11 protein-coding genes are annotated in these 11,975 nt (G+C 32.0%); 5 read left to right on the forward strand and 6 right to left on the reverse strand.

The window, feature by feature from the left end; all coding sequences use genetic code 11:
- The coding region (locus tag ACOYLT_RS07365) for a T9SS type A sorting domain-containing protein (RefSeq protein ID WP_422853219.1) at positions 1 to 905 on the forward strand (905 nt) is incomplete at its 5' end.
- A 253-nt stretch (positions 906 to 1,158) separates the two neighbouring features.
- Here ACOYLT_RS07365 and ACOYLT_RS07370 read toward each other — a convergent pair.
- Complete coding sequence (locus ACOYLT_RS07370; protein WP_422853220.1) at positions 1,159 to 2,964, reverse strand: GNAT family N-acyltransferase; 1,806 nt, start codon at positions 2,962 to 2,964, stop codon at positions 1,159 to 1,161.
- A gap of 194 nt (positions 2,965 to 3,158) precedes the next feature.
- On the opposite strand from ACOYLT_RS07370, the gene ACOYLT_RS07375 reads away from it, so the two are divergent.
- From ACOYLT_RS07375 to ACOYLT_RS07385, 3 genes are all read left to right on the forward strand, one after another.
- Positions 3,159 to 3,920, forward strand: a complete 762-nt coding sequence (locus tag ACOYLT_RS07375; RefSeq protein WP_422853221.1) for an exodeoxyribonuclease III — start codon at positions 3,159 to 3,161, stop codon at positions 3,918 to 3,920.
- An 18-nt stretch (positions 3,921 to 3,938) separates the two neighbouring features.
- Positions 3,939 to 4,904, forward strand: a complete 966-nt coding sequence (locus tag ACOYLT_RS07380; RefSeq protein WP_422853222.1) for an OmpA family protein — start codon at positions 3,939 to 3,941, stop codon at positions 4,902 to 4,904.
- A gap of 143 nt (positions 4,905 to 5,047) precedes the next feature.
- Positions 5,048 to 6,082, forward strand: coding sequence for an aldo/keto reductase (locus ACOYLT_RS07385; protein WP_422853223.1), 1,035 nt, complete (start codon positions 5,048 to 5,050; stop codon positions 6,080 to 6,082).
- A 95-nt stretch (positions 6,083 to 6,177) separates the two neighbouring features.
- Here ACOYLT_RS07385 and radA read toward each other — a convergent pair whose 3' ends face one another.
- From radA to panC, 5 genes are read right to left on the reverse strand one after another with little or no spacing between them, the layout of a single operon-like run.
- Positions 6,178 to 7,539 (reverse strand): DNA repair protein RadA, encoded by a 1,362-nt coding sequence (gene radA, locus ACOYLT_RS07390; protein WP_422853224.1) that lies wholly within the window; start codon positions 7,537 to 7,539, stop codon positions 6,178 to 6,180.
- A 22-nt stretch (positions 7,540 to 7,561) separates the two neighbouring features.
- Entirely contained in the window at positions 7,562 to 8,833 is a 1,272-nt protein-coding gene (locus tag ACOYLT_RS07395; RefSeq protein WP_422853225.1) for an alpha/beta hydrolase-fold protein, read from the reverse strand.
- Between the two features lie 59 nt (positions 8,834 to 8,892).
- Entirely contained in the window at positions 8,893 to 9,858 is a 966-nt protein-coding gene (locus ACOYLT_RS07400) for a lysylphosphatidylglycerol synthase transmembrane domain-containing protein (RefSeq protein ID WP_422853226.1), read from the reverse strand.
- A 5-nt stretch (positions 9,859 to 9,863) separates the two neighbouring features.
- Positions 9,864 to 10,214 carry an aspartate 1-decarboxylase gene (gene panD / locus ACOYLT_RS07405; protein ID WP_422853227.1) on the reverse strand — a complete coding sequence of 117 codons (351 nt, stop codon included), beginning with the start codon at positions 10,212 to 10,214 and terminating at the stop codon, positions 9,864 to 9,866.
- Positions 10,215 to 10,228: 14 nt separating this feature from the next.
- Positions 10,229 to 11,077 (reverse strand): pantoate--beta-alanine ligase, encoded by an 849-nt coding sequence (gene panC / locus ACOYLT_RS07410; protein ID WP_422853228.1) that lies wholly within the window; start codon positions 11,075 to 11,077, stop codon positions 10,229 to 10,231.
- Between the two features lie 106 nt (positions 11,078 to 11,183).
- Between panC and ACOYLT_RS07415 the strand changes: the two genes are divergently transcribed.
- The coding region (locus tag ACOYLT_RS07415) for a glycogen/starch synthase (protein ID WP_422853229.1) at positions 11,184 to 11,975 on the forward strand (792 nt) is incomplete at its 3' end.

An 11,975-nucleotide genomic window follows, 5' to 3' on the forward strand; every position in this document is an offset into this window, starting at 1 on the left:
CTACAGCTATAACAGTTGTAAGTAAATTTATAGGTACAGATACTACATTTAAATTAACTGCGGTAGCTTCTGTTTTGGCCAACAGTTATTTATGGGAATTGCCTACAGGAGTAAATAGAACTGACGCAAATGGAGATTCTGTACAAGGTTTAACTAGTACTGAACCATTTATTTTTGTTAATTTTGAAAATGTACCTCATGAAAACACAACGATTTCTTTAGTGTTTGGTGTGAAAGCAGTAAATGGCGTTGGATCTTCTTCAACTAAGCCATTAACAGTTACTGCAGGTCTTCCTTCTGCTGTTGCTACAGTTTCTGGATTAGTTTCAGTATGTAATAGAAGTCAAGGTTATGAATATACAATTACAGCGCCAGCTGGAGCAACATCTTATACAATTACAGCTCCAGTAGGATCAACGGTTAGTTCACTTAACGGTGTTCAAGGAGTTTCAAATAATATATTAACTACAACAGATTTAACGTTCAAAGTTGTTTATTCAGGAACTGCTGCATTCCCAGCAACAGATAAAACGTTAAGTATTAGATCTGGAAATGTATTTGGGCCTGCCACTACTGCAAAAGCAATAACTTTAACAAAAGTTGCAACATGTCCACAAGCAAAAGCTGAAATGGCTTCACCAGTAATGGTTTCTGAAGTTTCAATTTATCCAAATCCTGCTAGAGACAATTTTAATTTAGAATTAACAACTTCAGTAGCAAGTGAAATGTCAATGACAATTTACAGCATGAACGGAGCAACTGTTAGAACTAAAAACATTCAATTATCAGAAGGTAATAATGTTATTAATGAAGACATCTCTTCATTAGCTAATGGAATTTATTTTGTTAGATTTAATAATCCAACAAACAATGAAATCATTACCAAAAAATTGATTAAAGAATAGTTAGACTAATTATTAATTAAAAAGGGTGCTTTTATAAAGCACCCTTTTTTTATTTATAACCAAATGGTTTAATTAGTTTTTAAAATCTATTTACAGCAGTTAGTCAAACGAAGGTAAGCCCTTTATTGACTATAGAAGTAACGAAATAGTTTTTTGTTATTGAGAGGGTTAGACGGATATTTTTTCCAATTGAGTTTAATTTTAACTTCAAAAAGCAACTTTTTTACACCATTTATTTATTACACGGAATGTATTATTTATAATTCTTTTCTTTCCGTTCAAGTTCTGCCTGAAATTCTTCCATAACTGGCTTTACAGTACTTTCGGGTAAGTCTGCAATTCGGATATACATTAATCCATCTACGGCATTATTGAACATTGGGTCAACGTTAAAAGCTACAACCCGAGCATTTTGTTTAATATATTTTTTTATCAATACAGGTAAACGTAAAGTTCCAGGCTCTACTTCGTCAATAATTTTATCAAATTTATTCAAATCAGATTCTGTTTCATTGAAAACGAAATCTTTATCAGCATCTTTTAGTTTTACTTTAAATTCTTTTTTTGGGTGAATATATTGCGCAACATAAGGATCATAATAATGAGACTTCATAAATTCAATCATCAATGATTTGGAGAATTCAGTAAATTGATTACTAATACTTACACCACCAATCAAATATTTGTGTTCCGGAAAGCGCAAAGTAGTGTGAACAATTCCTTTCCAAAGCAGGAATAAGGGCATTGGTTTTTGTTGGTAATGACTAACAATAAACGCCCTACCCATTTCAATGGATTTAGACATCATATCATGAAGCTCATGTTCAAACCTAAACAAATCGTGAAGATAAAAACCTTCGATGCCATAATTTGGAAAAATTTGAGAACCTAATCCCATACGGTAAGCACCAGCAATTTGTTGTGCATCTGCATCCCATAAAAACATATGATGGTAATAATTGTCGTATTGATCTAAATCGATGGACTCATTAGTTCCTTCGCCAACGGCTCTAAAAGTAATTTCGCGCAATCGTCCAATTTCGTGAATAATATTTGGAATTACATCGGCTTGAACCAGAAAAACTAAATAGTTTTTACTTTGTAAAAGTCTGTAATCGCCGTTTTTTAAAATTTCTATTTCTTCCAATATTTTATCATGATTAGCAGGTTTTACAATCTGCTTTGGGCTTTTTGGAAGTTTTAAATTTAGATTTTGAGAACTTAATAGCTTCGATTCCTTATTAAAAGAATTGGCTAACATATAAGTCTTACGACGAAGAAATTCTGAATATTCTTCAATAGTTTTGTGTTCATTTTGTTCTGCTACTGAAATTGGTTTACCAATTCTAACCTTAATAACTCTATCTTTTTGAGTGAATAATTCAGAAGGTAACTTCGCGGTTCTTAGAATTGGATTTATTTTAGATAAAAAATAGAAAAATCTACTATTTTTTGCATGAAAATAAATTGGAACCACAGGAACTTGAGCTTTTCTTATGACTTTTATTGCTCCTTCTTCCCAAGCTTTATCAACTACTAATCTGCCATCTTTATAAGTAGAAACTTCTCCTGCAGGAAACATTCCTAATGGTTTTCCATCGCTCAAATGGCGAAGCGTTTCTTTGATTCCTATCACGCTTGATTTAGCATCCTTATGATTTTCAAAAGGATTTACAGGCATGATATATTTTTTCATTGGTTCGATACGATGCAAAAGAAAGTTGGCGATAATTTTGAAATTTGACTCTCTTTCAAGCATTAATTTCAACAATAAAACACCATCAATTCCACCTAACGGATGATTGGAAATAGTAATATAAGCGCCATCTTTTGGCAATCGTTTTAAATCGTCTTCTGGGATTTCAAATTTAATTTGTAATTCATCCAAAATAGCGTTTAGAAAGTTTACATCACTAAGATGCTTGTTTCTATCATAGATTTTGTTTAATGTAGAAATTTTTAAAGCCTTCATTAGTAACCAGCCACAAAAAGTCCCAAAAACCCCATATTTATCGGCATTTATTGCTTTTGCAACTTCTTTAGCAGTAACTAAACCCATGTATACCTAAAATTTTGAGTAAGAAACAAAGATAGTAATTCTACTGAAATAGCTTTCAGAAAATGCATAAATCACAATAAAGAGATTTTATTTTATTATCAATTTTGAGTTTCATATGTTTATGTTTTTGTATACTTTTGACGTGAATTGTTTTGGACAACAAAACAAAGTTAAAAAACAAAAGATGTAAGTTCATGAGAATTATTTCTTACAATGTAAATGGTATTAGAGCCGCTATTTCTAAAGGTTTTTTGAACTGGTTGCAACAAGCTAATCCTGATGTGATTTGCCTTCAGGAAATAAAAGCAACACCTGATCAAATCCCATTAATAGACGTTGAAATTTCGGGTTATCCCTATCATTATTGGTTTCCAGCTCAAAAGAAAGGATATAGTGGCGTGGCAATTTTATCAAAAACAAAACCGAATAATATAGTTTTTGGAACCGGAATTGACCACATGGATTTTGAAGGAAGAAATCTTCGCGTTGATTTTGATGATTTTTCTGTGATGAGTTTATATTTGCCCTCGGGAACAAATATTGACCGATTAGACCACAAATTCAAGTATATGGATGATTTCCAAAATTATATTAATGAATTGAAAAAAGAAATTCCAAATTTGATTATTTGTGGAGATTATAACATTTGTCACGAATCTATTGATATTCACGATCCAATTCGCAATAAAACAGTTTCAGGTTTTTTACCTGAAGAACGAAATTGGCTGGATAAATTCATGAAAAGTGGTTTCATAGACACCTTTAGATTTTTTAATAAAGAACCCGATAATTATAGTTGGTGGAGTTATAGAGCAAATGCTAGAGCCAATAATAAAGGTTGGAGAATTGATTACTGTTTAGCAAGTGAACCCTTAAAAAATAGATTATCAAGAGCCGTGATTTTACCAGAAGCAAAACATTCTGATCACTGCCCGATAGTAGTAGAAATAAATTAAAAAAGTAAAAATATGAACATGATAAAGAAAACAGCTTTAGTAACTGGATTGATGATTTTGATGACTTCTTGTGTGTCAAAAAAGATATACAATGATTTGGAAAACAAATACACCGATTTGAAAAAAGAAAATAGATTTTTGGCTGACGAAGTAGATGAATTGCATAAAGCAAATGCTGAATTTGATTCTGTAAATAAATCATTGACTTCAGAATTAGCAAAATTAAAAGCAGATAGAGACAAACTACAGGCTGATTATACTGCGACCAATAATAATTTAAAAACACTGCAAGAATCATATGCGGCTCTAGAAAAAAACAGCAATGATGCTCTAGAAGTTAACATGAAAAAAAACCGTGAATTATTATCACAAATAGAAGCTAAAGAAAAAGCATTAGCATCGGAGCAAGATAGATTAAACAAATTGAAAAACGAATTAGCCTCAAACACTAAGCGTTTGAATGAACTAGAAAGTATGATTGCAGCAAAAGATGCAAGCATGAAAAAACTAAAAGAAACCCTTTCCAAAGCCCTAAATGCTTTTGAAGGCAAAGGATTAACAGTTGAACAAAAGAATGGAAAAGTTTATGTTTCTATGGAAAACAAGTTACTGTTTCAAACAGGAAGTTGGGCAGTTGGTTCTGAGGGAAGAAAAGCAGTGGTAGAAGTAGGCAAAGTTTTAGCACAAAATCCAGACATTACAGTTTTAATAGAGGGTCACACCGATAATGATAAAATACTTGGAAATATTGGCGGAGGCATTGAAGACAATTGGGATTTATCTACCAAAAGAGCTACGGCCATCGTAAATATTTTAGGTGAAAATACAGGAATTAAAAAACAAAATTTGACAGCTGCTGGACGCGGGGAATATGCACCAATAATGAGTAACGATACTCCAGAAGGGAAGGCTAAAAATAGAAGAATAGAAATTATTTTGACACCAAAATTAGATGAAATTTCTAAAATGTTGAATGAGTTTTAAAAGAACAAGTAATTAAAGTTTATAAAAGGTTTAAAGTTCTTCTTTGAGCCTTTTTTTGTGTAAATGTTTCTAAAAAATCTGTTAATCGAATATTATAAACGATTACAATAATATATTTTTGTATAGCAAAATAAGCGACACTAATGAATTACAATGCCTTACCAAATACAGATATAAAAGTCAGCAAAATTTGTTTGGGCACCATGACTTTTGGGGAACAAAACACTGAAAGTGAAGCACATGCTCAACTAGATCATGCGACAGAACATGGTGTGAATTTCATTGATACTGCCGAAATGTATCCGATTGCAGCAAAACAAACAACGCTTGGCTTAACTGAAAAATTTATTGGAACTTGGTTAAAAAAATCATCAAAGCGAGAGAATTTAGTAATTGCTACTAAAATTGCTGGTCCAAATCGCGGTTTAGAATATATTCGTAAGCCATTAGAGTTTTCTAAAAAAAGCATTCATGAAGCAGTAAATTTAAGCTTAAAAAATCTACAAACAGATTATATTGATTTGTATCAGTTGCACTGGCCAGAACGTGTTATGAATATGTTTGGGCAACGAGGAATTGCCACTATTGATAACCAATGGCAACATAATTTTATGGAAGTGCTTACCGTTTTTGATGGCCTAATTAAAGAAGGAAAAATTAAACATATAGGTGTTTCAAATGAGAATCCCTATGGTGTGATGAAATTCATTAGTGAAAGTGAAAAAAACAATTTACCCAGAATTGTCACTATTCAAAATCCGTATTCCTTGCTTAACAGATTATATGAAGTTGGATTATCCGAGATTGGAATGAGAGAAAATGTAGGTTTATTAGCTTATTCTCCCTTGGCTTTCAGTTTTTTAACAGGCAAGCATTTGAACGGGATACAACCTACATCAAGATTGGCATTATTTCCACAGTTTTCAAGATATTCTAGCGAAAATTGCCGAAAAGCTACACTGCTTTATCAAGAATTAGCAAAGGCAAATAATTTGACATTAACCCAAATGGCCTTAGCATTTGTTAATCATCAATCATTTGTAACTGCTACAATTATTGGAGCTACTTCGATGCAACAACTCAAAGAAAACATGGCTGCTTTTGAACTAAAATTGAGCTCCGACATTATCTCTGAAATTAACAAAATCCAAGCGCTATATCCTGATCCTGCACCTTAATATAGTGTATTATTAAAACTCTTCGATTGCAGCCCTATTTATATCAACAGTAGTTTTTTTAGTTTTTGGAAATTAGACTCGTTAGTAGATAGTATTTATCCAAATAATTGCTCAAGAACTTCTTCAATTTTAGAAACTAATACCACCTTTATTCCTGGATATTTAGCTGAAATTTTATTGTATTTTGAAACAAAAATGGTAGAAAAACCTAGCTTTTCTGCTTCTTGAATACGTTGTTCTACTCTATTTACAGGGCGAATTTCACCAGACAAGCCCACTTCAGCAGCAAAGCAAACATCTTTGCCCACGGCAATATCTTCATTAGAAGACAAAATTGCTGCAACAACTGCCAAATCAATTGCAGGATCATCTACGGAAATCCCACCAGTTACATTTAAGAAAACATCTTTTGTTCCAAGACGAAAACCAGCACGTTTTTCTAGAACTGCTAAAATCATATTTAATCTTTTGGCATTGTAACCAGTAGTGCTTCGTTGCGGTGTTCCATAAACAGCTGTAGAAACCAATGCTTGAATTTCAAGCATTAATGGGCGCATTCCTTCCAGTGTAGAAGCAATAGCAGTTCCTGATAATTCTTCTTCACGATGCGAAAGTAAAATTTCAGAAGGATTAGAAACCTCACGTAAACCGGAACCTTGCATTTCATATATTCCCAATTCGGCTGTGGAACCAAAACGGTTTTTGTGTGAACGAAGAATTCTATACACATGATTGCGGTCACCTTCAAACTGTAAAACAGTATCCACCATGTGCTCTAAAATTTTTGGCCCAGCGATGTTGCCATCTTTGGTAATATGTCCAATCAAAATAACAGGAATGTTGGTTTCTTTTGCAAATTTTATCAACTCGGCTGTGGTTTCTCTAATTTGAGAAATACTTCCCGCTGTAGCCTCAATATAATCGGTATGTAAGGTTTGAATGGAATCGATAATAACAATATCCGGTTCGGTTTCTACAATATGACGGAATATATTTTGAGTTTTGGTTTCGGTCAAAATATAACAATTATCACTATTGGGATTGATGCGTTCTGCACGCATTTTTATTTGTTTCTGACTTTCTTCGCCTGAAACATATAATGTTTTATATGGTAATTTTAAAGAAATTTGGAGTAGTAAAGTGCTTTTTCCAATGCCAGGTTCTCCACCCAAAAGAACTAAAGAACCAGGAACAATCCCGCCACCAAGCACACGATTCAATTCGCCATCAGTAGTGTCCATTCGCACTTCCTGCGAGGAATCGATTTCTTTAATTTTGAGCGGTTTGGAAACTCTTTTCGACTCAGAAGTTGATGGTTTCCAACTGGTTTTTTCTTCTTTTTGAATTATTTCTTCGGCAACAGTATTCCACTCTTTACAGGAATTACATTGCCCTTGCCATTTGGCATATTGAGCACCACAATTTTGACAAAAGAAAGTAGTTTTTAATTTGGACATTTACGTTGGATTTATTTCAGTGTTATTGGGGTTTTTTCTCTTCTGTTGGGCTTTCTAACGGTAGAGTTTCAGTGGGGACAACAGTTGTAGGGGTTTCATCAACTGCAGGTTCATCATTTCCTTTCTTCCCTTTGTCTCCTTTTTTTGGTAATAATTTTTTTAATTCATCAGCTCTATCAATCATCATTTCTTTTGTCAAATCACCAATTTCTTCTTTTTGAAAAGCGCTTTGATATGATTTTAACGCCTTGGCATTATCTCCTTTTTTCTCATACATCTGTCCCAATTCGTAATCAGCAAGCATCGATTTAGGATAATTTTTTCTAGCTAATTGTGATAATTTATCAAACTCATCGTACGCTTTGTTTTTTAAAATAGCAGCTTCAATGGCTTTAAAATCATTAAATCTTATTTGTAATTTTAGGTTAAATGATTTTTCTAAAACAGTATATTTATAAATCAAATAGTCTACATATCCTGAGGGTAATGTTACAATTTTCTTTTGAAATTCAGTAGTTGAAATAGTTTGGTATACAGAAAATATTTGATACAAAGCACTTGGAATTGAACTTAAAACCAATGAATAATGTGATGCATCTTTGAAATCATCATATTTATAATTCAAGGTTGGACTACTAACTTTTTTTAAGGATTCATCAAGTATTTGTATTCTGTCCCTCATTTTTTTTAAATCACCAATAGCTGAAGATTGATAATAAAAAATTGGTTTTTGAATGGTTGCCAGTCTATCGGGTAATAGTTCTTCCATACCTGTAGGGAGTTCAGGACTCATGGAAATATAAGCATCAAAAACTGGGTTTTCTTTGTATAAATATGAATTCAAAAATCCAGCTGTTGTATCTAATCCTGCAATCATTTTAAAGGGTGCAGTTCTGTATTTTTTTTGAATATAGGGCAATAATTCCATTCCGATAAATTCAAAGAAATTTCCCCCTTTTTCTGAAGGCAATCCCGTTTTTTCATCAACAGTACAATCTGTTTCGCGTTCGTTGTTTTTGTTTTGATTAATGCCAACGATAATTACTTCTGGTAGATCATCCCAATAATATCCATAGCTTAGCGCTCCTTGAAATGGGTCAAAAAGAAAGTCACTATCAAGTAATAATAAAATAGGATATTTTTTTGCAGAATTTTTTTCATAGGATGGCGGTAAGCCAATTGTAATTTCTCTGTTTTCACCTAATTTTTGTGAGGAAATGGTATCAGTTACCCTTTTTTGAGAAAATACAGTATTGGCGAAAACAAGCAGCAAAAAGAAAAATATTTTTCTCATGAATAGTTGGTTTAAAGAATAGTAATTTATTGGCTAAAATTAATTAGCAATATAGTAAATTATTTATTTCTATTTAACACCGGAAGTAAAACATAGGAAATCAATCCAACAAGAATAGCTAAAATGGTTTGAGAAGTCCAAACTAACCACCCAAATGCTGTTCCAATAGTATTGGATATGCCATAAAGAGAAAAAATCAATGCTATTGAAAATGGATAAGCTCCTAATCCTCCATTTGAAAAACCAACGGCAAGACTGCCAAAAATAAAACCCATTATTACAACATCGAAACTAATAGTAGCCGTTTCTGGTAATGCAAAAATAGCCACATAAAACATCATAAAATAGCTAAACCATATGAAAAATGAATGAAATATATACGCCCATTTTTTATCCATTTTGTAAACAGTTGACATGCCTTCTAACAGACCAGATAGTTTTTCTTTCAATTTTAAAATAATTTTCCACTCAGCATAAATCCAAATAAATATGAAAATCACAAACAACAGTAATCCAATAATTCCGGTTGTTATTAGTGAATAAAGTGTAATGTTTTTGCTGAGCAAAAATTTATAAATCTCATCAAATTGCGAAATAAATCCAAAGATAATAAATAAGAAAAAGATAAGTAAATCTACAATTCTCTCAGCAACGATGGTTCCAAGGGCTTTATCAAAAGGAACGCCTTCATATTTTTTTAATAATGCAGCTCTAGAAACTTCTCCTGAACGAGGAACGGTTAAATTCACTAAATAGGAAACACTAACAGTTAAGAAATTATTTGAAAATTTTGTTTGATATCCTAAATGATTTAAAGCAAATTTCCAACGATAAGCTCTTGACCAATAGCCAATAATAGCTATGATTAATGTTAGAAGAATGTAGTAGTAATTAGCTTTTTGAAAACTAATTTTTATTTCTTTAATTTCTTCCGAGGTTAAAGTGTTGAATTGATAATATATTATTCCAACTCCTATTAAAAAAGGAATAATAATAGTTAACCATTTGCCAATCTGATTTTTCAACGATATTAGATTAAAGAATTATTTTTTTCATTCGGAAAAATCATCCACGGTTTAAAAGTTTTAGCCTCTTCAAAATCCATTGTAGCATAGGACATAATAATAATAATGTCACCTGTATGAACCTTTCTTGCTGCTGGTCCATTAAGAGTAATGTCTCCAGAATTTTTAATTCCTTTTATTACATAAGTTTCAAAACGTTCGCCATTATTAACATTTACAATAGAAACTTTTTCGCCTTCAATTAAGTTTGAGGCTTCCATCAGGGTTTCGTCAATTGTAATACTGCCGATATAATTTAAATCAGCTCCAGTAACTTTTACTCTGTGAATTTTTGATTTTACTACTTGAATTTGCATGGGTCAAAAGTAAATTAATTTAATGAAATGGTATCTATCAATCGAATATTGTTAACAAAAACCGCTATAAAAGCCCGGTATTTTTTATGCTTACTTTTTCTAATACAAGGAAATAGTGTTTTTTCGTCCGCAATTTGAAAATATTCTAATTCAAATTTTGAATTTTTTTTAAATTTTTCGGCTACAAATTTAGTTACTTCTTTGGCTGATTTAGTTGCAAAAAGTAATTTAGACTCTTGAATGGTTTTATAAATGATAGCAGCTTCTTTCCGATCGTCTTCAGAAAGCCTCTCATTTCTTGAGCTCATGGCTAAGCCATTTGGCTCCCTATGAATGGGACAGCCAATAACTTTAACAGGCATTTTTAATTTAGCAACCATTTTTTTAATGATTTGCAATTGCTGAAAATCTTTTTCGCCAAAATAAGAATTAGTAGGCTTAACAATTTCAAATAGTTGTTTCACTATTGTCCCAACACCATCAAAATGACCTGGTCTAAATTTTCCTTCCATTTGATTTTCTAAACCATCAAAGTCAAAATGTTCGGAAACGGCATTGCCTTCGTACATGTCTTTTATACTTGGTGAAAAAACAATTATTGTATCAGAAATTGTTTTTATTCTTTCAACATCTTGTTCTAAGGTTCTGGGATATTTTGCTAAATCTTCAGCATTGTTAAACTGTGTTGGATTTACAAAAATACTTACCACGACAACTGTATTGTGAAGAAGAGCTTCTTTCATTAACGACAAATGGCCTTCGTGAAGTGCTCCCATGGTAGGGACAAAACCAATGGATTTTTCTTGATTTGAGATTGATTTTAAATGAGAAACAAGGTCAATTTTAGTATAGAAAATAAGCATTAGCTTTCAGTAAATGAGTTGCAAACTTAGCATTTTCATAAATAACTGCATAAATTTTTGTACTTTTGCTTGTTTTTTATTGCCAATAAATAAAGTTTGATAGATTATGGAAGATAAGAGGATATTATATGTATCATCTGAAGTGGTGCCGTATTTGGCTGAGAATGAGGTTTCTTTGATGTCTTATGACGTTCCAAAAATGATTAATGATCAAGGCGGACAGATTAGAATTTTTATGCCTAGGTATGGAAACATTAACGAGAGAAGACATCAATTACATGAAGTTATTCGTTTATCGGGAATGAATTTAGTGGTAAACGATTTAGATATGCCTTTAATTATAAAAGTAGCTTCAATTCCAAAAGAAAGAATTCAAGTTTATTTTATTGATAATGACGAATATTTTAAACGCAAAGCTACATTTAGTGATGAAGATGGCGTTATGTATCCAGATAATGATGAAAGAGCTATTTTCTTTGCCAAAGGTGTAGTTGAAACTGTAAAAAAATTAAATTGGGTGCCAGATATTATTCATGTTCATGGTTGGATGGCGAGTTTGTTGCCAATCTATATGAAGCATTATTACAAAGACGAAGCATTGTTTTCAGAAACAAAAATAGTTACTTCAGTTTATGGACAATCTTTTGAAGGTTCTTTAGATGTTGAAATGATTAATAAAATAAAATTTGATAATGTGCCCCATGATTCCATTAAAGAATTAGAGATGCCCAATTATGAAAATCTCATCATGGCATCTATAAATCATTCAGATGCTATAATAATTGCCTCAGAAAATGTCTCGCCAAGTTTAACAAAATTTATAGAATCTTCAGCTAAACCTTTTTTACCTTTCGCCACGAAAGACAAGTTTTCAGAAGCATATACAAACTTTTATAAA

Origin of the sequence: Flavobacterium sp. (assembly GCF_049318185.1) — a bacterium.
Lineage (GTDB): Bacteria > Bacteroidota > Bacteroidia > Flavobacteriales > Flavobacteriaceae > Flavobacterium.

Excerpts from the sequence above, each read along its gene's own strand:
- ACOYLT_RS07370 (WP_422853220.1), bottom strand. The coding sequence starts at position 2,964 with ATGGGTTTAGTTACTGCTAAAGAAGTTGCAAAAGCAATAAATGCCGAT.
- ACOYLT_RS07385 (WP_422853223.1), top strand. The coding sequence starts at position 5,048 with ATGAATTACAATGCCTTACCAAATACAGATATAAAAGTCAGCAAAATT.
- ACOYLT_RS07380 (WP_422853222.1), top strand. The coding sequence starts at position 3,939 with ATGATAAAGAAAACAGCTTTAGTAACTGGATTGATGATTTTGATGACT.
- ACOYLT_RS07375 (WP_422853221.1), top strand. The coding sequence starts at position 3,159 with ATGAGAATTATTTCTTACAATGTAAATGGTATTAGAGCCGCTATTTCT.
- radA (WP_422853224.1), bottom strand. The coding sequence starts at position 7,539 with ATGTCCAAATTAAAAACTACTTTCTTTTGTCAAAATTGTGGTGCTCAA.
- ACOYLT_RS07395 (WP_422853225.1), bottom strand. The coding sequence starts at position 8,833 with ATGAGAAAAATATTTTTCTTTTTGCTGCTTGTTTTCGCCAATACTGTA.
- panD (WP_422853227.1), bottom strand. The coding sequence starts at position 10,214 with ATGCAAATTCAAGTAGTAAAATCAAAAATTCACAGAGTAAAAGTTACT.
- panC (WP_422853228.1), bottom strand. The coding sequence starts at position 11,077 with ATGCTTATTTTCTATACTAAAATTGACCTTGTTTCTCATTTAAAATCA.